This window comes from Devosia pacifica (genome assembly GCF_014652635.1).
Classification (GTDB): Bacteria; Pseudomonadota; Alphaproteobacteria; order Rhizobiales; family Devosiaceae; genus Devosia; species Devosia pacifica.
In genome coordinates this window covers 340,972-361,605 of the sequence record NZ_BMZE01000003.1, presented here as the reverse complement: position 1 = coordinate 361,605, position 20,634 = coordinate 340,972, and the positions used below count along the sequence as shown (strand labels likewise).

The 20,634-nt window shown below is 61.1% G+C and carries 22 protein-coding genes and 2 tRNA genes; 14 read left to right on the top strand and 10 right to left on the bottom strand.

The features are described 5' to 3' along the window. The first annotated feature begins 8 nt into the window (after window positions 1-8). Complete coding sequence (locus IE127_RS14635; RefSeq protein ID WP_189426454.1) at window positions 9-824, top strand: hypothetical protein; 816 nt, start codon at window positions 9-11, stop codon at window positions 822-824. Here the strand turns inward: IE127_RS14635 and hemA are convergent. Further along, the gene (hemA, locus tag IE127_RS14630; protein ID WP_189426453.1) at window positions 799-2,079 is read right to left on the bottom strand and encodes a 5-aminolevulinate synthase; all 1,281 of its coding nucleotides are present in this window, start codon (window positions 2,077-2,079) and stop codon (window positions 799-801) included. The genes IE127_RS14635 and hemA overlap by 26 nt on opposite strands. Before the next feature lie 284 nt (window positions 2,080-2,363). Between hemA and IE127_RS14625 the strand changes: the two genes are divergently transcribed. Together IE127_RS14625 and IE127_RS14620 are read left to right on the top strand one after the other, a co-directional pair. Next, on the top strand, window positions 2,364-3,134 hold the full coding sequence (locus IE127_RS14625; protein ID WP_189426452.1) for an SDR family NAD(P)-dependent oxidoreductase: 771 nt from the start codon (window positions 2,364-2,366) through the stop codon (window positions 3,132-3,134). 93 nt (window positions 3,135-3,227) lie between these two features. Further along, a complete protein-coding gene (locus tag IE127_RS14620) occupies window positions 3,228-3,893 on the top strand; it encodes a YiaD family glycine zipper/OmpA-like lipoprotein (protein WP_189426451.1) in 666 nt (221 codons plus the stop codon). Window positions 3,894-3,897: 4 nt separating this feature from the next. Here the strand turns inward: IE127_RS14620 and IE127_RS14615 are convergent, their stop codons facing one another. Continuing rightward, on the bottom strand, window positions 3,898-4,194 hold the full coding sequence (locus IE127_RS14615; RefSeq protein ID WP_189426450.1) for a hypothetical protein: 297 nt from the start codon (window positions 4,192-4,194) through the stop codon (window positions 3,898-3,900). Next, window positions 4,187-4,468 (bottom strand): hypothetical protein, encoded by a 282-nt coding sequence (locus IE127_RS14610; protein WP_189426449.1) that lies wholly within the window; start codon window positions 4,466-4,468, stop codon window positions 4,187-4,189. Before IE127_RS14610 ends, IE127_RS14615 begins: the two co-directional genes overlap by 8 nt. A gap of 151 nt (window positions 4,469-4,619) precedes the next feature. Here IE127_RS14610 and IE127_RS14605 point away from each other — a divergent pair, with 151 nt between their 5' ends. After that, a complete protein-coding gene (locus IE127_RS14605) occupies window positions 4,620-5,009 on the top strand; it encodes a PRC-barrel domain-containing protein (RefSeq protein WP_189426448.1) in 390 nt (129 codons plus the stop codon). A 121-nt stretch (window positions 5,010-5,130) separates the two neighbouring features. Here the strand turns inward: IE127_RS14605 and proX are convergent, their stop codons facing one another. From proX to IE127_RS14590, 3 genes are all read right to left on the bottom strand, one after another. Further along, window positions 5,131-6,141 (bottom strand): glycine betaine/L-proline ABC transporter substrate-binding protein ProX, encoded by a 1,011-nt coding sequence (proX, locus tag IE127_RS14600; RefSeq protein WP_189426447.1) that lies wholly within the window; start codon window positions 6,139-6,141, stop codon window positions 5,131-5,133. Window positions 6,142-6,234: 93 nt separating this feature from the next. Beyond that, window positions 6,235-7,161, bottom strand: coding sequence for an ABC transporter permease (locus IE127_RS14595; RefSeq protein WP_189426446.1), 927 nt, complete (start codon window positions 7,159-7,161; stop codon window positions 6,235-6,237). A gap of 25 nt (window positions 7,162-7,186) precedes the next feature. Next, entirely contained in the window at window positions 7,187-8,425 is a 1,239-nt protein-coding gene (locus IE127_RS14590; protein ID WP_189426445.1) for a quaternary amine ABC transporter ATP-binding protein, read from the bottom strand. A 384-nt stretch (window positions 8,426-8,809) separates the two neighbouring features. On the opposite strand from IE127_RS14590, the gene IE127_RS14585 reads away from it, so the two are divergent. After that, the gene (locus tag IE127_RS14585) at window positions 8,810-9,286 is read left to right on the top strand and encodes an NUDIX hydrolase (RefSeq protein ID WP_189426444.1); all 477 of its coding nucleotides are present in this window, start codon (window positions 8,810-8,812) and stop codon (window positions 9,284-9,286) included. On the opposite strand, the gene IE127_RS14580 is transcribed toward IE127_RS14585, so the two are convergent. Next, window positions 9,261-10,769: an inorganic phosphate transporter gene (locus IE127_RS14580; RefSeq protein ID WP_189426443.1), complete on the bottom strand. Its 1,509-nt coding sequence runs from the start codon at window positions 10,767-10,769 to the stop codon at window positions 9,261-9,263. The genes IE127_RS14585 and IE127_RS14580 overlap by 26 nt on opposite strands. Window positions 10,770-10,924: 155 nt before the next feature. Continuing rightward, window positions 10,925-10,999: transfer RNA gene (locus IE127_RS14575), tRNA-Thr, on the bottom strand. A gap of 129 nt (window positions 11,000-11,128) precedes the next feature. On the opposite strand from IE127_RS14575, the gene IE127_RS14570 reads away from it, so the two are divergent. The 8 genes from IE127_RS14570 to yacG all read left to right on the top strand — a co-directional run bounded on the left by IE127_RS14570 (window position 11,129) and on the right by yacG (window position 16,674). Next, entirely contained in the window at window positions 11,129-11,290 is a 162-nt protein-coding gene (locus tag IE127_RS14570) for a hypothetical protein (RefSeq protein ID WP_189426442.1), read from the top strand. A gap of 113 nt (window positions 11,291-11,403) precedes the next feature. Then, a complete protein-coding gene (gene murA, locus IE127_RS14565) occupies window positions 11,404-12,696 on the top strand; it encodes a UDP-N-acetylglucosamine 1-carboxyvinyltransferase (RefSeq protein WP_189426441.1) in 1,293 nt (430 codons plus the stop codon). Between the two features lie 143 nt (window positions 12,697-12,839). Beyond that, window positions 12,840-13,271, top strand: a complete 432-nt coding sequence (locus tag IE127_RS14560) for a DUF2948 family protein (RefSeq protein ID WP_189426440.1) — start codon at window positions 12,840-12,842, stop codon at window positions 13,269-13,271. Between the two features lie 22 nt (window positions 13,272-13,293). After that, window positions 13,294-14,586, top strand: a complete 1,293-nt coding sequence (gene hisD, locus IE127_RS14555) for a histidinol dehydrogenase (RefSeq protein ID WP_189426439.1) — start codon at window positions 13,294-13,296, stop codon at window positions 14,584-14,586. Next, complete coding sequence (locus IE127_RS19860; protein ID WP_189426438.1) at window positions 14,552-15,544, top strand: UPF0262 family protein; 993 nt, start codon at window positions 14,552-14,554, stop codon at window positions 15,542-15,544. Before hisD ends, IE127_RS19860 begins: the two co-directional genes overlap by 35 nt. Window positions 15,545-15,622: 78 nt before the next feature. Beyond that, the gene (gene infA / locus IE127_RS14545; protein ID WP_108461535.1) at window positions 15,623-15,841 is read left to right on the top strand and encodes a translation initiation factor IF-1; all 219 of its coding nucleotides are present in this window, start codon (window positions 15,623-15,625) and stop codon (window positions 15,839-15,841) included. A gap of 9 nt (window positions 15,842-15,850) precedes the next feature. After that, window positions 15,851-16,489, top strand: coding sequence for a Maf-like protein (locus tag IE127_RS14540; RefSeq protein WP_189426437.1), 639 nt, complete (start codon window positions 15,851-15,853; stop codon window positions 16,487-16,489). Then, on the top strand, window positions 16,489-16,674 hold the full coding sequence (gene yacG / locus IE127_RS14535; RefSeq protein ID WP_189426436.1) for a DNA gyrase inhibitor YacG: 186 nt from the start codon (window positions 16,489-16,491) through the stop codon (window positions 16,672-16,674). The genes IE127_RS14540 and yacG overlap by 1 nt, the downstream gene beginning before the upstream one ends. Window positions 16,675-16,697: 23 nt before the next feature. Here the strand turns inward: yacG and IE127_RS14530 are convergent, their stop codons facing one another. Continuing rightward, window positions 16,698-17,459, bottom strand: coding sequence for an SDR family NAD(P)-dependent oxidoreductase (locus IE127_RS14530; protein WP_189426435.1), 762 nt, complete (start codon window positions 17,457-17,459; stop codon window positions 16,698-16,700). Window positions 17,460-17,645: 186 nt separating this feature from the next. Here IE127_RS14530 and IE127_RS14525 point away from each other — a divergent pair. Continuing rightward, window positions 17,646-17,721, top strand: a tRNA-Phe gene (locus tag IE127_RS14525). A gap of 41 nt (window positions 17,722-17,762) precedes the next feature. Here IE127_RS14525 and IE127_RS14520 read toward each other — a convergent pair. Continuing rightward, a complete protein-coding gene (locus tag IE127_RS14520) occupies window positions 17,763-20,576 on the bottom strand; it encodes a PAS domain S-box protein (protein WP_189426434.1) in 2,814 nt (937 codons plus the stop codon). Between the last annotated feature and the right edge of the window lie 58 nt (window positions 20,577-20,634).

Genomic DNA, 20,634 nt, shown 5'->3' with positions numbered 1-20,634 from the left:
AGTGCAGGATGCCGGACATCGACGCCGGGACTGCCCTGCTACCAGAAGACTGCCAGTCTGCGGTCTCGCGTCTGCTTCGCGGGCTGGATTTCCATTTGCCCGGGCAATGCGTCGGCTTTCTCATTGTCGGATCCATTGCTTTGGGAGACTACCAGCCAGGACGGAGTGATATTGACTTTGTCGCGGTGTGCAACGCGATCCTAGAGCTGGACGCCATCGCCGCCGTCCATGCCGAGCTGGTTGCTGAGCAGCCGTCGCCAGGAGTAGACGGCATATACGTTACCGCAAAGGAGCTGGCGCAATACCCGAATGGGATCGGGATTTATGTGCAGGGTGCCCGGGTTTTCTCACAAAGCGGCTCGGAGCGGCATGCGCCCAGTTGGATGATCTTGAAAGACCACGGCCTCGCCGTGCGCGGCCCGGGACCGGATCGCTATGGCATCCCTGTAGATCGTCGTGACGTGGTCGATTTCAGCCGGCAGAATTTAAAGACGTACTGGACAAACTGGGTCGACAAACGAGACCCCGGGACTTCGGGGCCCCTATCTGACGAGAACGTCAGCTGGGGTGTCCTCGGCATCTCGCGGCTTCACGCTGCAATCTGTGGCGATGGCTGCGTATCGAAATCTGCCGCAGGGCGCATCGCGTTAACGCGGTTCCCGGCGCATGCAGCGATACTGAACGAGGCACTGCTGCTCCGAGCGCACTGCCCCGGCGTCCGTTCAGCCTATGCCTCCCCGACTCTGCGCCACGAGGAGACTATGAGGTACATGCGGCAGGTGATCGAGGATGCTGCGCTCAGCCGCCGACCGTTGGCAGGGTAAGATCCCCGGACGTCAGCTTGCTCGCGGTGATCTCGGCACTGGCCTGTTCGCGCGGGATCTCGAGGCTCGCCCAGACGCTGACGAGAGCGTGTCGGAGTTCGAACACCATTTCGTCTGTGTGCAGCGGCGTCGGGGTGATCCGCAGCCGCTCCGTGCCCTTCGGCACGGTCGGATAATTGATCGGCTGAATATAGATGTTGTGCTTGTCCATCAGCATGTCGCTGGCGGCCTTGCACAAGCGAGCATCGCCCACCATGAGTGGCACGATGTGTGTAGGCGTGTCCATCACCGGAAGGCCGGCATCGGCAAGTATCGCCTTGGTGAGACGCGCTTGCCGCTTGTGCTGCTGCCGTTCGACGCTCGACTTCTTGAGATGCTCGATTGAGGCCCGTGCTGCGGCGCATAGGGCAGGGGGCAGGGCCGTTGTGAAGATGAACTCCGGCGCATAGGAGCGCACGGCATCAATGATGGCCTTATTGGCGGTAATATAGCCGCCCATCACACCGAACCCCTTTGCAAGGGTCCCTTCGATGATGTCGATGCGGTCCATCAGGCCTTCGCGCTCGCAGATGCCGCCGCCACGCTCGCCATACATGCCGACAGCGTGCACTTCGTCGATATAGGTCAGCGCGCCGAATTCCTCGGCCAGATCACAGATTTCGGCGATTGGCGCAATATCGCCATCCATCGAATAGACCGATTCAAAGCAGATGAGCTTCGGCCGCTTGCGATCGGTAGCTGCCAACAATTCTCGCAGATGCGCCACATCATTGTGCCGGAAGATATGCTTCTGCATGCCGGACTGGCGCACGCCCTGGATCATCGAGGCGTGATTCAACTGGTCGGAAAAGATCACGCAGTCCGGCATGAGGCGCGCAATGGTCGAGATTGCGGCCTCGTTCGAAACAAACCCTGATGTGAAAACCAGCGCGCCTTCCTTGCGGTGCAGATCGGCGAGCGAACGTTCAAGCTCGACAAGCGGTCGGTTCGTGCCCGAGATGTTGCGTGTGCCACCCGCGCCGACGCCAAGCCGCCCTGCGGTCTGCTGCATGGCGCTCACAACGCTGTCGTGCTGGCCCATGCCGAGATAATCGTTGGAGCACCAGATGGTGATCTCACGCGCATTGTCGGCGCTGTCGCGATAGAGGGCACGAGGAAACTTCCCGGCAATCCGCTCCAGATCAGCGAATACTCGGTAGCGCTTCTCCTGGCGAAGAGCATCCACCGCGTCCTCGAAAATACCGCGATAATCCATCAGTGTCTTGTCCTTCTCGGGTTGCGAGCGCTCGGCCAGTGGCGCTTATCAAACCCGTTTGCAAACAAGCAGCATTGACCTCGGTCAAACTTCTGCAAAAGCCCCCCGCAAATTCAGCGGGAGAATGCCTCGTACTTTAGAGTCATCCTAAGGTAGTTAACCTTCCGTGCCAATCACGTCGCTGCGACTTTTCGTCCGCCATAGCCTCACTCCGGCTTGCGATTAGGCTGGCTTGCGGCTTTCGGCATGCTTGCAGTATTGCTCGCGCGAAATGGGAGACCAGTGTGACCAACTACGCCAAATACCCGAGCCTTGCCGGACGGCCTGTGGTGATTTCCGGGGGCGCTTCCGGCATCGGTGCGTCGATCGTCCGCGCCTTCGCCGAACAGGGTGCTCTTGTCGGTTTCGTCGACATCGCGGAGGATGCTGGCGAAGCGCTTGCAAAAGAGCTCGCCGATTCCGGCCACACGGCGATGTTCGCCGCCTGCGACATCACTGACACGTCCAGCTACCAAAGTGCGATAGCCGAGTTCGCCGAGGCGCACGGCGATGCGGCGGTTTTGGTCAACAATGCTGCCCACGATCAGCGTCATGACTGGAGCGAGGTGACCCCGGAAATCTGGGATGAGCGGATGGCGGTCAATCTCAAGCACAGTTTTTTCGCGATCCAGGCCATTGCGCCCGCCATGCAGAAAGCCGGTCGCGGCTCGATCATCAATTTTGGCTCGATCAGCTGGATGATCATGTCGCCGCGCCTTCCAGTTTATGAGACCGCGAAGGCCGCAACCCACGGCCTGACCCGCGCCATGGCGCGCGAACTCGGTAAATCCGGCGTCCGGGTGAACATAGTCGTGCCCGGCTGGGTGATGACCGAGCGTCAAAAGACCTTATGGCTCGATGAAGCAGGGAAGCGGCAGATCGAAGAGACACAGGCGCTTGCAGGCTATGTCGAGCCAGACGATTGCGCGCGAATGGCTTTGTTTCTCGGCGCCGACGACAGTGCCATGATTTCGGCGCAACAATTTGTTGTCGATGGTGGCTGGGCAAGCGTATAGCGTTTGCCTTCATCCGCCGTTCATGTAGACGCCCGCACAAGCGACACGCCGCAGCCAAGTCTGCGCGCCCGATTTACTGCCAGAGGTTTCCCGATGAAGTCCAATCTGCTCGTAGCCACATGCGCAACGCTCGCGCTAGCCGCCTGCACCACCACGAATCCTTTCACCGGGGAAACGCAGGTTTCCAACATGACAGGCGGGGCGTTGATCGGCGCTGGTGGTGGCGCTGCCGCAGGTGCCATCGTTGGCGCGGCAACGGGGGGAGACCCACGGCTTGCCGCCTTGATTGGCGCAGGTATTGGTGGTTTGTCCGGCGCTGCGATCGGTGACTACATGGACGACCAGGAGGCCAAGCTGCGCGCACAGCTGCAGGGTACCGGCGTCTCCGTCACGCGTGTCGGACAGCAGATTGTCCTCAACATGCCGTCCAACATCACCTTCCAGACCGATCGTGCGGAAGTTCAGCCGCAATTCATGAATACGCTGGTCTCGGTTGCCCTTGTCCTGCGCGAATACAACCGCACCATAGTCGATGTGTATGGTCACACGGACTCGACCGGCAGCGATAATTACAATCTCGAACTGTCGCAGCGCCGCGCCGTATCGGTGGCGACTGTTCTCGCAAATCAGGGTGTGGATCAGCGGCGCTTTTATATTGAAGGCTTGGGCGAGACCCGCCCGATTGCCTCCAACGAGACCGAGAGCGGGCGCAGCCAGAACCGGCGCGTTGAAATCAAGCTCTCCCCGGTTCGTGGGTAGGCTCTTACTCGACGCTTTCGCTCACTGGGGCTGATGTTGGCGAGCCTGGCTCGACCGCAGTCCCCGGCGCATTGGTCATCGCTTGCATTGCGAACAGGATGACGACGACGACCGCTAACCCGATCAGCCCGTAGAGCCACCAGCTCGCCGGGCTGGTCGGTGTCGGCCCAGGATCTGCGTTATCCTGTGCCTTCAGCATCTCGTCGGTTGGCGTATCCGCCGTTTCCAGCGAGGGCTCGATATGCTCGTTCTTGGGTGGGTCCATAGACCCGTTTCCGGAGGTCTGGGTTGGCCTAGCCATTCTGTTTTCCTTCGAGATTCTCAAACGAGCCCGCGCCTTGCGCCATCTCGTTCTGGACTTCGGCCATAGCGGCGTCGATTTCGTCGATTGAGAACCCTAGCTCGGCCCCATCTTCGAGAACGCCTTGGCTTTGACCTTTAAGCGCGTGCAGCAAATCAAGCTTCTCGCGCGGAGTGAGCAGAGCATGATGGGCGATTTGCATCGGCATCAACGACTGTTCGGCCTGCTGATCGGGGGTATCTGCCAAGCTACCGCTCCGTGCTTTGTGGTCCACTATTGGCACCCGTTAATGATCCAAATGTTTCAAACCTGCGGCGGTTCCGGTCTTGCCGTGTCTTTGCCGATCCTGGGTTGAAAAACGGAACCCGGGTCGCGATGTGTCGCGTTTATCAGCACACGCAATTTCCTCTGAAAGGAGAGGCCAAATGGCGTATGCAACGGACACTGGAAAAAATCCTGACGTCGAAGAGAGCCATGATCTGATTGCCTCGGACAAGGTCGAGGGCACCAAGGTATTCGACCTGAACGGCGAGCATATCGGTCGCATAGAGCGCTTCCTCGTGGAAAAACGCTCGGGCAAGGCCTCTTACGCCGTTCTTAGCTTTGGTGGTTTCTTCGGGATCGGAGACGATCACTACCCTCTGCCCTGGTCTAAGCTGGACTATGACACAGAGCTTGGGGGCTATAGGGTGGATTTGAACAAGGAGCAGCTTGAGGGCGCTCCTCGGCACTCCCGAGATGAGGGAGCTACATACACCCCCGAATACGGACGGAGCGTGTATGACTACTACGGAGTCCCGCCTTACTGGATCTGAGGGCGAGACAAGCTCTGAAATGTGGCCGGCGCCGAGGGTGCCGGCTTTTTTTGCGGGCACCCGTAGAAACGAAAAAGGGCCGAGCGTGAAGCCCGGCCCCTGATCTTAGGCTAAATGCCGATTACATCGCGGCAGAGCGCGCGTCCTCGAGCCAACCATCGACTGCATCGCGGTTGTTCTCAATCCAGTCAGCAGCCTGGGCTTCGATATCGTCGTCACCCTCGTTCATGGCTGCATTCTGGGCGAAGATATCCGACAGCGGAACCTCAACAGCGTTCAGCAGCGTGCTGACGGCCGGGTTCTCTTCGAGGAACGCAGAATTCACCACCGGAACGATGTCATTGGCGACAAAGCCCATGCTGCACGGATCGGCAACACATGCCTCGATGCCTTCGGCAGCTTCGGGACTTTCAACGCCCTCGGTTTCCGGCACCTCGATCCACATCACATCCTCGCCCGGGATCAGCTCATTCACTGTCCAGTTCGGGGTCCAGGTGTAGAACAGGATGTGCTCGCCGGCATCGTAGGAGGCGATGGCATCGGCCATCGACGCGGAGTAGCCAGCCTTGATCGGGTTGATATGATCACGCAGATCATAATCATCCATGTGCTGCTCGATGGTCACTTCGCAGCCCCAGCCCGGAGGGCAGGCAACGAGATCGGCCAGGCCATCGCCATTCCGGTCAAAGGCTTCCTTGACCTCGTCACGCTTGAAGTCTTCAAGCGATTCGATGCCGAATTCTTCAACGGCGGCCATGTCGACGAGGTAGCCCTGCAGCGCGCCGCCGCGGGCAACGGCGCCGACCTGCTCTGCACCCTGATCGATAGTGTCCTGATATGTTGCGTGCAGCGGGAACCAGCCATTGACCCACAGGTCCATGTCACCCTGCGAAACGGCCTGATAGAAAGCCGGCGCGTCGAGCGTCGTGATCTGCGGCACGTCGTAGCCAAGCTCCTGAAGCAGCTGGCGATAGATTTCGGCGTGGAAGAAGCCGGTGTCCCAGGTGGCCTGAGCCATGTTCACCGTGGTGCCTTCACCCGGCATGTCCTGTGCAGCGGCAATGCCAATCGAGCTGGTGCTGATGAGCACGGCAGCGGCGAGGGTCGAAACGATCTTGTTGAGACGGAACATGATGCTTGTCTCCTTTCTTCGTTGTGGGAAGCGGACGGGCGTTTGGCCCGCCACGTTTGAAAACCGGGGCTCGCGCCCCGATCCTTGAGGCGGTTATCCCGCCTTCTTGGTCTCGCCGACGGTCGAGGAGCCGCGGCGGAAGAGGGATAGGAAAGTCTGGCGAAGCGACATCGTCGCCACTCCGTTGTCTTCACCCAAACCCTGGGTGATGCGATCGAGGACGATAGCGAGGATCACAATGCCCACGCCGCCGGCTGTGGCGCCGCCAACGTCGAGCCGTCCAAGGCCGGTATTGACCACGAGTCCAAGACCACCGGCGCCAATCAGAGCCGCAATCACCACCATCGACAGAGCCAGCATCAACGTTTGGTTGAGGCCCGCCATAATCGTGCGCAGCGCCAATGGAAACTGAACCTCCCACAGCATCTGCCAGGTGGTGGAACCGAACGCCTCGGCGGCTTCGATCAGGTCACCGCGAACGTTGCGGATGCCCAGATTGGTCAAACGGATGATCGGCGGCAACGCAAAGATGATTGTCGCGATGATGCCAGGTGCCATGCCGACGCCGAACAGCATGACGATCGGCACCAGATAAACGAATGACGGAACGGTCTGCATGACGTCGAGGATTGGCCGGACGATCTTCCACGCTCTGTCCCCACGCGCCACCAGGATGCCAATTGGCACACCAATGACTGTGCAGAACAGCACCGAGGTGATGATCATTGACAGCGTGGTCATGGTCTCGGGCCACAGCTCGATCATGTCGATGAAGAAGAAGCCGACAACGGTAAATATCGCCATGCCGCGACCGACATAACGCCATGCAAGCAGCGCAAAGACGGCAGTGGTAATCAGCATGGGCACGAAGGCGAAGAAGGCATCGAGTGCGTTCAGCACCCCGGTGATCGGCACCTGTATCGCGCGGAAGAACGGGCGGAAGTTCGGCACGAGAATATCGCGCACCAGAAAATTCACCCAATCGTCGAACGGTATGGTCAGTAAGTCAGCTGGACTCAAAACGGTCTCCTGAGCTGAAGGCGGCTTACGCAGCGCCTGGTTTTGTCGCGCCTGTTTCGTCCGGCGCGTTGGGGGGCTCTGGCGCGGCGCTTTCTTCGCCCGAAAGCTGTGCGAACACGGCCTCGGGCTCCACGACGCCCACGAGCTTGTTGTTTTCGTCGGTTACGGCGATGGGCAGTCCGGAACTGGCAGCGGCATAAAGCTCGTGCAACTGAGCATCACCATCTGCCGTCGGATACTCGGTAACCATCGCGTCTGCCAGATCCTGAGGCTGATCGCCTGCACCCGCCAGATCGCGATAGGTCACAACGCCTGCGACCTGGTCGCCGTCGACCACGTAAAGAGCGTTTCTGTTTAGCTCTTCCATCGAACGCATAGCATCCTGGGCCGTATCTTGGCCGAGCTTGACCGGCGCCGGTTCGTTAGAAACGTCGTCAGCAGTAAATACGCGCCCGCGGTCGATATCAGCGACGAATGCCGCGACATAATCGTCTGCCGGATTGGAAACGATCTCCTGCGCGGTTCCCACTTGAACGAACTGGCCGTCCTTCATGATGGCGATCTTGTCACCAAGGATCAGCGCCTCGTTGAGATCGTGAGTGATGAAGATGATGGTCTTCTTCAATTGACGCTGCAGAACGATCAGTTCGTCCTGCATTTCACGCCGGATAAGCGGATCGAGCGCGCCGAAAGGCTCGTCCATCAGCAGGATCTGGGGATCGGTCGCGAGACCGCGCGCCAGGCCGACGCGCTGCTGCATGCCGCCCGAGAGTTCTGAGGGAAAGCTGTCCGCATGGGCAGCGAGGCCAACCTGGCCCAAGGCCTTCACCGCTCGCTCACGGCGTTCCTTGGGATTGACGCCTTTGATTCTGAGCCCATAGCCCGCATTGTCTGCCACGGTCTTGTGCGGGAACAGCGCAAAGTGCTGGAAGACCATGGTGATCTTCTGCCGGCGAATTTCGCGCAGCTGCTCGGGTGTACAATTGGCAACGTCATCGTCGTCGATGAGGATGTGGCCTGATGTCGGGGGAATGAGCCCGTTGAGCATGCGCACCAACGTCGACTTGCCAGAACCCGAAAGCCCCATGACGACGAAGATTTCGCCTTCCTCAACGTCAAAGCTTGCGTCCTGCACGCCGACGGTGAGGCCGGTTTCCGAAAAGATCTGCTCTTTGCTCTCACCCTTTTCGAGGCGGGTAAGCGCCTCCTGGGGAGCGTCGCCGAACACCTTGTATACGTTTTGAACCCGTAACTTGGCCGTCATCAGCCCTCAATGCGTTGTTTCGCCGACACACAAATGCTTCGAGTGCGTATTACTTGCCAATCAAGACAAATAAGTAGACGCGCCGCCGGAATTTCTTTAAATCCGACGATGCCGCATCTGAAGCTAACGTGTGTTATCTCCTTGTGTAAGCGAGGCGCGGCCAATATTCAACCACAGATTTGCCATGAAGTGACTGTGGCACGTCTGGTTCGCTTGTTCCGCCGCCCTGAAATCATCTGAGGGACCTGCGGATTCGTGGGCGATTCAGCTATCAGCAGATGCTGGCTGCGCCGAGTAATTCTCCTAGTGCTCACCTTCTCGTGTGGCTTGTGAGAATCAGGTCGAGCGGTCAGCCTTGCACACTCAACCGGACCGGGAAGAACATTGGCTCTGAGACTTGTTGAATTGTGGGGACGGTTGGTCCACGGCGAGGAACTCCGCACGAAAGTTGCGGCGCTGCCCTATGCTATCGTTGACGGCCGCATCGCGTTTCTTCTTGTCACCTCTCGCCGGCGTGGCCGCTGGATCGTGCCGAAGGGCAACCTCATGGAAGGCCGCAGTTGGGCTGAAAGTGCCGCGATCGAAGCGTTCGAGGAGGCCGGTGTTGAGGGTGAGATCGGCAGCACGCCGATCGGCTCATACATGACCATCTCGAAGGGTCGACGCACGCAGGTGCACGTCTTCCCGCTGCTGGTCACGCATCAGCATGATAGCTGGGACGAGAAAGGTCAGCGTCATCGTCACTGGGTGCTGATGCCGGAGGCGCGTCGCCTGCTCGGCCAGCGCCAGCTGACCACTATCGTGTCACGCTATCACCGCAAGCTGAGTCAGAGCGCTATGAGCTCACGAATAGCGTCATGATGGCGTAGAGCATCGCGGCAAGGCTTGCTGCAAAAGGCAGCGTGATGACCCAGGCGGCAACGATCCCGACAACATGCTTTCGCCGCACAAGCCTGCGCCGTTCGCGGACCTGAAAATTCTCGAGTGCTTCGCGCGGCGTCGCATTGAGCTGATCGGTCTTGAGGAACAGCGTGTAGGGCTGGACAGCAGGATTGCGCACGCCCCGGTTCGAGGAATACTCGCGCAATAGACCGACACCGAACACCGCGCCGACAGCGATGTGTGTCGACGACACCGGAAGTCCGAGCGCCGAGGCGACAAGCACTGTCCCGGCCGCCGAAAGCGCGACGCAATAGGCGCGCAGTTCATTCATCCGCGTGATTTTCTCGCCGACGGTTCGGATCAACCGCGGGCCGAACAGCGACAGCCCGAGCGATATACCGACCGCGCCGATCAGCAGCACCCATATCGGCAGAGCGACGCTGGTGTCGGTAGTATCGGTGCCCGAGACAGCGGCAACGATGCCGGCGAGCGGGCCGACCGCGTTGGCAACATCATTGGCGCCGTGCGCGAACGAGAGAAGCGCCGTCGCAAAGATCAGCGGCAGGCGGAATAGCCGCGCGAGATCCCGTGGGCGATCGCCAAGTGCGACGACCGCCTGACGACGGATGAACGGTGCGGACAACACCCAGCCGAGGCCGGCGAAGCCGACGCCGAGCGCGAGGGTCACCATCGGCTGCGGGCTCCACAGACGCTTTAGCCCTTTGTTCGCAAGATACATCGCGAAGATGCCGCTCATCAGCGCAATGAGGATCGGCACCCAGCGGCCAGCGGCCACGACGCGATCGGCGCGGCGGAAGATCGCCCACTCGACGAACTGCAGCAGCGCCGCTGCAATCGCGCCACCGAGGAGTGGAGAAATTGCCCAACTGGCAGCAATCGTGCCGACTGTAGGCCAGGCAATGGCATTGATGCCGAGCGCCATCATGCCGGCTCCGAGAACGCCCCCCACAACCGAATGCGTGGTGGAGACGGGGGCGCCGAGAAAGGTTGCGAGGTGGATCCACATCGCTGAGGCCAGCGATGCCGACAACATAACCAGAATAAAGTCGAGCGCTGCGAGGTCCGCGCCCGGCACCAGCAGTCCGCTCGAAACGGTGCTGACCACGTCGCCGCCCGCCAGCAGCGCGCCGGCCGCCTCGCAAATGGCAGCGATGACAATGGCGCCGACCATGCTGATCGACTTGCCCCCAACTGCCGGGCCCATATTGTTGGCAACATCATTGGCCCCGACATTCAGCGCCATGTAGCCCGCAATCATGGCACCAAGCACGACAAGGTAGCTGGTGGGGCCCATCGGGGTTGCGAGAATGGCGACCGCGAACGCCGCCGCGAGAAAGACGAGAACAAGCCCGTATGGCGCGATGTGCCGGGACTGATCGTGCGTCGCGCTCTCAAGCCGCGTGAACTTCTTGAGGTCCTTGTCTAGAGCGGGCTTGGCCATGGTTCTCCTGAGATGTCGGCGGCCGCCTTATTGAGGCAACTGGCAGACAAACTCAAGCGCGCCCTCGATAGCTGCGGGGCCGACAAGACTTCTCCGCGCTAACCCGGCATAACCGCGTGATTGCGTGCAGCAGGCGCTGAACATGGGTGAAGAACTGGTGCTGCCGGTGAGGATTGAACTCACGGCCTCTCCCTTACCAAGGGAGTGCTCTACCACTGAGCTACGGCAGCATGCAGGTAATGCCCGGCAAGGGGTTGCCGACAACGGGCGCTCTACTGCCATAGGGGGCGGCTCGACGCAAGGGCAAAAACTGCGTATGACGCGGCCAATCTCTACCGACGGAAAGCAGTGCGTCTCGAATGACAGCTGGCAAGACTGAAAGCAAGACTGCCCGTGAGGAACGGCTCGCGGCCAAGCTGCGAGAAAACCTGAAGCGCCGCAAATCCCAGGCCCGAGCACGCGCTTCGCTGCAGGATACCGGCGCAAGCGAAACCACACCGTCTGACAGCAAGACTAAATAAACCATATTTTGTGACTCTGCGCTCACCGTGCAGGTGATGCGCCGGCGATTCGTCACGGAATGGCCGCGTTTGTCGCACACCAGACTGCACGCGCAGCAACTCAAGGATTTTCGATGGATCGCATTAGATTGGTCGGTGGACACTCGCTGAACGGAGATATCACGATCTCCGGGGCCAAGAACGCCGCGCTGCCGCTGATGATCGCTTCGCTGCTCACCGACGAGCCGCTTGTACTGCACAATGTACCGCGTCTTGCCGACGTCAAGCAGCTCGAGCGCATTCTCGAGAATCATGGTGTCGATATCGCGGTTCACGGGCGTCGTCGTGGCGAGGCAGAGGGTGTGGGTCAGCGGATGACCTTCCACGCCGCCGATATCGTCGATACCACTGCACCCTATGATCTTGTCTCCAAGATGCGCGCGAGCTTCTGGGTAATCGGCCCACTTCTGGCGCGCGAGCACAAGGCGCGGGTTTCGTTGCCTGGCGGCTGCGCCATCGGCACGCGTCCAGTCGACTTTTTCCTTTATGGGCTCAAGCAGCTTGGCGCCGAGATCGATATCGAAGACGGTTATGTTGTTGCGACCGCTCCCAAGGGCGGCCTCGTCGGTGGCCTTGTGCAGTTGCCGAAAGTCTCGGTTGGCGCCACACACACCATCATGATGGCAGCGACGCTCGCACGCGGCACAACGGTGATCGAAAACGCCGCCATGGAGCCCGAGATCGACAACGTCGCGCAATGCCTCAACCAGATGGGCGCGAAGATTGCCGGTATCGGCACACGCACCCTCACCATTGAAGGGGTCGAAAAGCTCAACGGCACCACGATCGAGGTCATTCCGGACCGCATCGAGACCGGAACGTTCGCCATGGCTGCGGCAATGACCGGTGGCGATGTGCTGCTGCGCGGCGCGCGTCCGGATCACCTGCAGGCAGCGCTCGATGTGCTTGTGGAAGCCGGCGCTGCCATCTCGACCGAAGAGCACGGCATTCGCGTCAAGCGCAACGGCAATGGGCTTATGCCGGTTGATGTCGAGATCGATCCTTTCCCCGGCTTCCCGACCGATTTGCAGGCACAGTTCATGGCGCTGATGACACGCTCGAACGGTACCTCGCATATTCGCGAGACGATCTTTGAGAACCGCTTCATGCATGTTGCCGAGCTTGCGCGCTTCGGTGCCGATATTGTCGTCGATGGTCAGATGGCGACAGTTCATGGCAAGTCGCAGCTGAAAGGCGCGCAGGTGATGGCAACGGATCTGCGCGCATCCGTGTCGCTGATCATTGCCGGGCTCGCTGCCAGCGGCGAGACCATCGTCAACCGCATCTATCACCTTGATCGCGGATTTGAGCGCCTGGAGCAGAAGCTGCAGAACTGCGGAGCCGAAATCGAGCGTCTGGCCGGCTGATAGGGACAGCCGCGTCCGGTTGATTTGTGGTGCTATGCGTTGCAGGTGGCAGCGTAAGCTTGTAGAGCCGTATCGAGCTGCCCACATCTTGGGCGCGGTCTGCTGAGGCCGCCCCAAGCCTCGAACCGGACCGCCTGCTGAACATGACCGACCTCAAGCTGATCGCGCTCGATACAGAAGACCTCGAAGTCGTCTCTGCCCATCTTCAGGATGCTGTTGTGCGGGTCGGCGATATGGGGTTTGCGCGCAAGGACCGGCGTTTCGCAATGTTGCTCAACCGCTTCGATTGGGAGAGTGACCAGCCTCGCAAAAAAGGCCTCCGCAAGCGGGCGGCACTGCACTTCGATGCCGTACGGTCTGCTTCAAGCGCAGGGTTCGATGTCAACGCCCGTGACGGCGTGCTCGAGCTTCTGGCGATCCATTTTTCGCCTACAGATCTGCCGTCGGGTGTCATAGAGCTGAGCTTTGCCGGTGGTGCGACCGTGCGCCTGCATGTCGATTACCTCGAGGCCCGCATGGCCGATCTCGGCGCCGCATGGTCCGCAAGCGGGCGTCCACAACACGCTCTCGACTGAAAAAGCACGAAAGACACAAAGCATGCCGATGCGTCTCGACAGTCAGCAAGCGGACTTTGCCACAAGGTTCGGCGATCTGCTCGGCGGCAAGCGGGAAGCCTCTGTCGAGGTCGGCGATGCGGTCAGGTCGATCATCGAAGATGTGCGCCAACGTGGCGATGAGGCGCTGGTGGAGCTCACCAACCGCTTCGACAGAACCAGCTACGCGCCAGGCGAATTGCGAATAACGGAACAGGAGATCGCTGCTGCGAGCGATCGGGTCTCTCCCGAGGTGCGTGCCGCCCTTGAAACCGCGCACCGCCGGATCAGCGCGCATCACCAAAAGCAATTGCCGCAGGATCATATCTATCAGGACGAAATCGGGGTGACGCTCGGCACGCGCTGGACGCCCCTCGAAGCAGTCGGGCTCTATGTGCCGGGCGGCCTCGCTTCCTATCCTTCCTCGGTGTTGATGAACGCCATCCCGGCGCGCGTGGCGGGCGTCGAGCGCATCGCCATGGTGGTGCCGACCCCCGATGGCGCACTGTCCGATGCCATTCTTGCTGCCGCGAACATCGCCGGCGTCAGCGAGATCTACCGCGTCGGCGGCGCTCAGGCGGTGGCGGCGCTTGCTTACGGAACGCACACTATCGCGCGCGTCGACAAGATTGTCGGGCCCGGCAATGCGTTCGTTGCGGCAGCCAAGCGCCAGGTTTTCGGCCAGGTCGGAATCGATATGATCGCCGGTCCGTCGGAGGTTCTGGTGATCGCAGATCATTCCGCCAATCCCGCCTGGGTTGCTGCAGACCTCATCGCCCAGGCCGAGCACGGCATGGGCGCCCAGTCCATTCTCGTAACCACCGATGGACGCATGGCGGATGCCGTTGCGGCGGAAGTTGACCGTCAACTTAAGCTGCTGCCCAAACAGCAGATCGCGCGCGATGGTTGGGAAGAATTCGGCGCCATCATTACCGTGCCTGACCACGATAGTGCCGTTCAACTGGCCAACCAGCTTGCCTCCGAGCATGTCGAACTTGCTGTCGACGATCCGGAGCCGTTGATGCGCAAGATCAGGCATGCCGGCGCCATTTTCCTTGGGCACCATACGCCAGAGGCAATCGGCGATTATGTCGGTGGCTCGAACCATGTGCTGCCGACGGCTCGCTCCGCGCGCTTTGCCTCTGGCCTTGGCGTGCTCGATTTCGTCAAGCGGACATCGGTTCTCGGGTGCACCCCCTCAAGCCTTTCGGCGCTGTCGGAGGCGGCGATAACACTTGCCGAAATCGAGCAGCTGGACGGGCATGGCCGCTCTGTCTCACTGCGCCTCAATCGGTAGCAGTGTGATGGCGCCGGAGTTTGCCGAAACCGATCGTCTGGTCACGGTGACACTGGATCCCAACACCATCACCTCTGTCGATCCGGACGAGGTGCATGAATGGCGCATCGCCATCTACGATTTGCTGGAAGACAATTCCCTGGCGCCAGCGCGGGTGAAGGCTGAGGGCCCATTCGCGCTTCACGTCTCGATCGTCGGCAACTCCATCGTCCTTGATGTCCGTGATCCGAATACCTTCAGGCCGATCACGGCACACTACCTGTCGCTGACGCCGTTCCGCCGTCTGATACGCGACTATTTTCGCATCCGCGACAGCTATTACGAAGCCATCCGCTCGGCGCAGCCCTACCAGATCGAAACCGTCGATATGGCGCGGCGTGGCATCCACAACGAGGCGGCGGAGCTGTTGCGCACCCGTCTCAAGAACAAGCTCAGCATTGATCTCAACACCGCGCGGCGTCTGTTTACGCTGATCTGCGCGGTCCAGCCTTACGCGACGCGCATCGATGAACGCCAGAGCGCCCTGCCGACGGTGTTGTTCGTGTGTTCAATGAATTCGGTGCGGTCTCCGATCGCCGCCGCACTCGCACGCCATGCCTTTCCCGGCCAGCTCATCGCGCGCTCCGTCGGCGTCAATGGCGGCAAAGCGGACGCGTTCGTTCATGATGTCATGGAAGAGCTCGGCATCGATATGTCGGTGCACACGCCGCATACCATGGACGAGCTTGTGGCAAACCGCTTCGATCTTGTGGTGACCCTGTCCGAGGATGCGCGCGAGGCGGTGCCGAAGCGTGAGATCGAGGCCGCTGCAACCGAGCATTGGCCTGTTTCCGATCCGACCCTTGTGGAAGCAGGACGGGATACAATATTGAGTGCATACAGATCACTGCGCGACGAGTTGAGCCAGCGTGTACACACACGGCTGGCGCCCCTCGTTTCCGGTGGTTCACAAAGCTGAACTATTCGGATAGGTTCGCGCCGTTCCAGCCGGCCCCGCGCCAATCGAGCGCCGGCGGCAGGCCTTTCAGGAGACACAATGGCGAAAGAAGAAGTGCTCGAATTCCCGGGCGTGGTCATGGAGTTGTTGCCGAACGCAACGTTCCGGGTGAAGTTGGAAAACGAACACGAGATCATTGCACACACTGCAGGACGCATGCGCAAGAACCGCATCCGCGTGCTGGCCGGTGACAAGGTGCTTTGCGAAATGACACCGTATGATCTCACCAAAGGCCGGATTACTTACCGGTTCAAGTAAGAGACGCCAATGGCCGGCCGCTCGGAACTGATTCTCGCCTCCGCGTCCCCGCGGCGCCTCGCGCTGCTCAACCAGATCGGCATTGAGCCGGACCATCTGGTGCCGGCGCATGTCGATGAGACGCCCGAACGCGGAGAGCTGCCTCGCAAGCTCGCGCAGCGCCTCGCCGACCTCAAGGCAGAGACGGCGCAGCGCAAGGCGCAGCAGGCCGGCTATGGTCGCGAGGCACTCGTGCTGGGCGCCGATACGGTGGTTGCCGTTGGCCGCAGGATCCTGCCGAAAACCGAGACCATGCAGGAAGCCAGCGAGTGCTTGGCTCTCCTGTCGGGTCGCGCCCACCGGGTGTTTACGGGCATTACCCTGTTAAGCCCTTCCGGCCAGAAGCGGCAGCGGCTGGTCGAAACCCGGGTCCGGTTCAAGCGCCTCGGCCCAAAGGAGATAGAGGCCTATCTCGCCAGCGCCGAATGGCGCGGCAAGGCAGGGGGCTATGCGATCCAGGGCCTGGCCAGCGCTTTCGTCGTCAAGCTCGTCGGGTCTTACTCTTCGGTCGTCGGCCTGCCGCTCAATGAGACGGCGGCGCTGCTGGTCGGTGAGGGCTATCCGCTTCACTTCGCGTGGCTGAACCAGTCTACCAACGCGTCGGTCTGATGAAGGACAAGCCCCAAAAGGCCAAGCCTTGCCCTATTTGCGGCAAGCCAGCCATTGCCGAGGTCCGCCCGTTCTGCTCTGCCCGTTGTGCAGATATCGATCTCAATCGCTGGCTGAGTGGCAATTATGTTATTGCCGGACAGCCTGCGACTGATCCTGATGATTTCGACGAGGAGGAGGGGTAGGGCCTCCTCCCCTCAACGCGTGGTCAGGCCATGTACTGGCCGCCATTGACGTCGATGATCTGCCCGGTGATGTAGCCGCTCATCCGCTCCGAACACAAGAAGACATAGGCGCCAACGCATTCCTCGGCCGTGCCGAGCCGCCCCATGGCGATCTGCGAGCGAGCGCCTTCACGCGCGGCTTCCGGCGTCTCGTCGTGGAAAGGTGTGACGATGAAACCGGGCGCAACCGTATTGACGCGGATATTATCCGGCGCGAACTCGCGTGCAGCATTGCGGCTGATCGAATGGACCGCCGCCTTTGCCGATGCATAAACGCTTGAGCCGCCGAATCCGCCGAAGCGGCCGGCCACAGAACCGGTATTGATCACGGCGCCGCTGCCACTTGCCTTTAGGTGGGGATAGGCCGCCTTCGTCATCGCCAGCACAGAGCGCACGTTGAGGTCATAAACGCGGTCGAACACGTCATCCTTGAACGCAGCATTGGTGACCCGCTCGACCATCGCCCCCGCATTGTTAATCAGGATTTCGAGGCCACCGATGCCCTCCACAGCCTCGTTGACGATGCGCTCGCATTCCGCCGAGTTGCTGACATCGCCAAGCACCACGACACCATCGCCGCCAGCTGCACGAATGTCCTCGAGCACGCCATTCGCCGCATCGGCGTTCTTGTTACCGTGAACGGCCACCTTGACTCCCAGTTTGCCAAGCTCGCGCGCCACTGCGGCACCAATACCCGTCGAGGATCCGGTTACAAGAGCGCGGCGGCCCTTCAAATCATTCAGCATGAAGTCTCTCCCTAAGCGCCATCGCGCATTGATTTTGCTGCAGTATCGCACCGGCAAGTAGGGATACAAGGCAAAGTGCAAAACCCGGCTTTCGCCTGTGGGGAAAAACCATCAGACTTCTTGCGCGCCACGAATCCATCCCCTATAACCCGCCCATCCAACAGCCCGGCGCTTCGCCCGGCAGATGCCCAGGTAGCTCAGTTGGTAGAGCAGCGGATTGAAAATCCGCGTGTCGGTGGTTCGATTCCGCCCCTGGGCACCACAAGCTTCACTCAGTCAAAGCGTTGCTAGCGGTCCGCGCTCTTACCGCCGCTCCTCCGCCACCAGCTCTGCGGGAATGAGCATGGTGAACAGCATGCCTTTCGCACCTGCGGGGTCGACCGACAGAGAAAACGCATTGACGGCAAGGAGCGAGCGGGTCAGCGCCAAGCCAACGTTTGAGCGCACCGGCGCCAGCGCACGACCGTCCTGAGTGGTGCCGTCGCGGAACACCACGAAGCGCTCCGACAGATCGGTGCTGTTCTCGGAATTGTCGCGCACGTGAATGGCGATGCCGCCCTCGTCGGTGCGCTGTGCTGAAATGACCACGGCGCCACCCATCGGCGTCTGCTCGATAGCGCTGGCGAGCAGGTTAAGCACCGCCTGCGCCAACGAGGCGCGATCGGCGGTCACACGGGGAAGCTTCTCTGAAATCGCGTTGCGAACGATCACCCGGCGCACGCCCGCCTGCTTGCGGATGCGCAGCACGCAGGATTCGAGCAGGCCCATCAGATCCATCGACACGCGCTGTGCGAGATAGCGGCCCTCCTTGAGGCGCGCATAGTCGTCGAGTTCATCGACAAGCGCTGCGATTTCCAGTCCGGCGGTGCGAATGTCCTCGGCATAATCCGTGCGGTGGTCGATTCCTGCCGCTGCCTGTCGCGCCAGCATGTCGGCAAACCCGATTATGCTGTTCAACGGACGCCGCACGCCCCGGCTGACCCGCGCCAGCAATGCCGGATCCGGTTCGCCCGGCTTCAGTCGCGTCGCGCCACCAGCTGCCAACGCATCGATGACGCCGAAATAGCCCGAAATGATTCCCGCCTGGCCTTGCGCAAACAATGACAGGCGCGCCGAGCTGCCTGTGATCCGGGCGTGAAAGCTCGGGCGCTCGGTCTCCGCGAACCTGGCGGGGCGCTCGAGAAACTCGCGCAGCGCCATGCGGTTTTCCCCGCTCACCAGTTCGGAGATCGGCCTGCCGACCCAAGATCCGGAATCGATCCCGGCGATATCCTCTGCGCGTGGGCTGACGGAGACAATCAGTCCGGAACGATTGGTCTCGATGAACCCTTCCTCGCGTGATTCGGCGAAAGCCTGCGCAAAAGCCTTTACTGCGCCCTCATGGCCCGTGCGTACTTCAGTGGTACTCGCCGACAGCATCAGGGCAGGGCGCCCCTGCCAGGAGACGGATTGCAGGCGGGCAGTCACCGGAACGAGGGTGCCGTCCTGCTGCACCAAATGATTGACCGGCCCGGCGTCCTGGCCCTCATCGCCGGGAAAGATCGCGCCGAGACCAGCCATGCGCAGGCTCTCGACAGAATCATAGCCGGTCATTTCCGTGATCGCACGGTTTGCGAACAGAACGTCCTGGTCGCGAAACACCAGAATGCCGAGCGGCAGGCGGTTGAGCACCAGCGTCTCGCCGCCAAGATTGATCAACGAGGCCGATGACGGCCTTTCCCGCTGCTGCGCGAGAACCGATCCGGCCGGGGCATTGGCCAGTTTTTCGGCTTCCTCTGCGGTTGGTGGCGTCAACTCGCCGACGCGATCGTTGAGTATCCGCGACAACTCATCGAAATTGTAGCGCGTGGCCCGTTCCAGCGCACCGCGATCATTGCGTGGCAGATAGGTATCGCGCCCTGCCGGCGCGTCTTTTTCCGCATCGTCCTCCCAGTCGGCCGCGCTGGCGCCGGCATTAGCCCCCGGCTCGTCAGCGCTCTCCTCCTGTGTGAACTGCTCGGTTTCGGGAGCTTGCTGGTCGATATGGTCCTCGCCGGCCTCGTCCTCCTCCTCGGGGGCGTCAATATCGATGCCGTCCAACTGCGACAGGGCGCCAATGTCGCGATCTGCCTCGGTTTGCTCGCGCAGCATCGCTCCGTCCAACGGCACATCGACATCACGCAGATAGCGGCCGATGATGCGGTAAAGCCCAGCGGGGGCTGGCGCCGGGGCGCTCGAAGCCGCGTCGCTCTCTTCCACCGGCTCGTCAATCGTAGCCTCTTCCGCTGCGTCCGCCGCTACAGGCTTAGCGGGCTCTGTCGGCGCCTCCGTCTGCTCCTCCAGCAGCGGCTCGGCATTGTCCGTCGCCGTCGTCTCGGGCTCAGGCTCAGCAGAGGCGAGCTCCAGCTCTACCGCTGTCTCAGAAGCCAGAGCCTCGATCTCGCCGAGTTCGTCCCCATCATCTTGCGCTTCGGCCTCGCTGGGTTGTTCTGCGACGAGCCGCGCCATCTGATCCGCCAATTGCCGGTGCACATCGGAATCAGTGTTCGTTTGCAGCGAGCGGGGAGGGGGCTCCGCGATCGGCGCCTCATCCGGCAGCGGCTCGGCCTTGGGGCTGATATCGTCTGGGACGACCTCCTCAGGCGGTGCCCCGTCGGAAGTGGTCGGTTCGACGGTTTCGCCTACTACGGCCTCACCTTCTGCGGGCTCGTCGCCTACGGCACCGCCACGCCATAGCGCAAAATCCTCGGAAAGATCGGCGACCCCACTATCGAGCGTTTCCTGGTCCACAGGATCAACGGCGACCATCAGCAATGCCGTCGAGCCGTCCTCCCATTCCAGCGGCGTACAGGCGCACGTCGCGGATGCGGGTTTGGCACCCACCATGAACTGCACGCGGGACAGGCTGGTGCGTCCCGCTGTGCCGAGGCGGAGGACCCGCGAAATCTGTCCATCGATCGGTGTCGTCGGACCCGGCAGCGCAATGCCTTGCTTTTTGCTTCGCGCCTTGAAATAGGCTGCGGCCAGATTGCGCCAGATCAGCCGGCCATTGGTCGCAAACAACCATGCAGGCCGAGGATCCCCCCGGTGCTGCAAAACGCGCGCGGCACTTGCTGTGATGGCACTTTCAAGACTCATGGCGCCCGACAATCAACTCAAACTCAACTCTGGTGGCCGACGCGTGCCAATTCGATAC

Bases quoted from the DNA above. Each gene is read 5' to 3' on its own strand.
- IE127_RS14635 (WP_189426454.1), top strand. From the start codon at position 9: ATGCCGGACATCGACGCCGGGACTGCCCTGCTACCAGAAGACTGCCAG.
- hemA (WP_189426453.1), bottom strand. From the start codon at position 2,079: ATGGATTATCGCGGTATTTTCGAGGACGCGGTGGATGCTCTTCGCCAG.
- IE127_RS14620 (WP_189426451.1), top strand. From the start codon at position 3,228: ATGAAGTCCAATCTGCTCGTAGCCACATGCGCAACGCTCGCGCTAGCC.
- IE127_RS14615 (WP_189426450.1), bottom strand. From the start codon at position 4,194: ATGGCTAGGCCAACCCAGACCTCCGGAAACGGGTCTATGGACCCACCC.
- IE127_RS14605 (WP_189426448.1), top strand. From the start codon at position 4,620: ATGGCGTATGCAACGGACACTGGAAAAAATCCTGACGTCGAAGAGAGC.
- proX (WP_189426447.1), bottom strand. From the start codon at position 6,141: ATGTTCCGTCTCAACAAGATCGTTTCGACCCTCGCCGCTGCCGTGCTC.
- IE127_RS14590 (WP_189426445.1), bottom strand. From the start codon at position 8,425: ATGACGGCCAAGTTACGGGTTCAAAACGTATACAAGGTGTTCGGCGAC.
- IE127_RS14580 (WP_189426443.1), bottom strand. From the start codon at position 10,769: ATGGCCAAGCCCGCTCTAGACAAGGACCTCAAGAAGTTCACGCGGCTT.
- IE127_RS14570 (WP_189426442.1), top strand. From the start codon at position 11,129: ATGACAGCTGGCAAGACTGAAAGCAAGACTGCCCGTGAGGAACGGCTC.
- murA (WP_189426441.1), top strand. From the start codon at position 11,404: ATGGATCGCATTAGATTGGTCGGTGGACACTCGCTGAACGGAGATATC.
- IE127_RS14560 (WP_189426440.1), top strand. From the start codon at position 12,840: ATGACCGACCTCAAGCTGATCGCGCTCGATACAGAAGACCTCGAAGTC.
- hisD (WP_189426439.1), top strand. From the start codon at position 13,294: ATGCCGATGCGTCTCGACAGTCAGCAAGCGGACTTTGCCACAAGGTTC.
- IE127_RS19860 (WP_189426438.1), top strand. From the start codon at position 14,552: ATGGCCGCTCTGTCTCACTGCGCCTCAATCGGTAGCAGTGTGATGGCG.
- infA (WP_108461535.1), top strand. From the start codon at position 15,623: ATGGCGAAAGAAGAAGTGCTCGAATTCCCGGGCGTGGTCATGGAGTTG.
- IE127_RS14540 (WP_189426437.1), top strand. From the start codon at position 15,851: ATGGCCGGCCGCTCGGAACTGATTCTCGCCTCCGCGTCCCCGCGGCGC.
- yacG (WP_189426436.1), top strand. From the start codon at position 16,489: ATGAAGGACAAGCCCCAAAAGGCCAAGCCTTGCCCTATTTGCGGCAAG.
- IE127_RS14530 (WP_189426435.1), bottom strand. From the start codon at position 17,459: ATGCTGAATGATTTGAAGGGCCGCCGCGCTCTTGTAACCGGATCCTCG.
- IE127_RS14520 (WP_189426434.1), bottom strand. From the start codon at position 20,576: ATGAGTCTTGAAAGTGCCATCACAGCAAGTGCCGCGCGCGTTTTGCAG.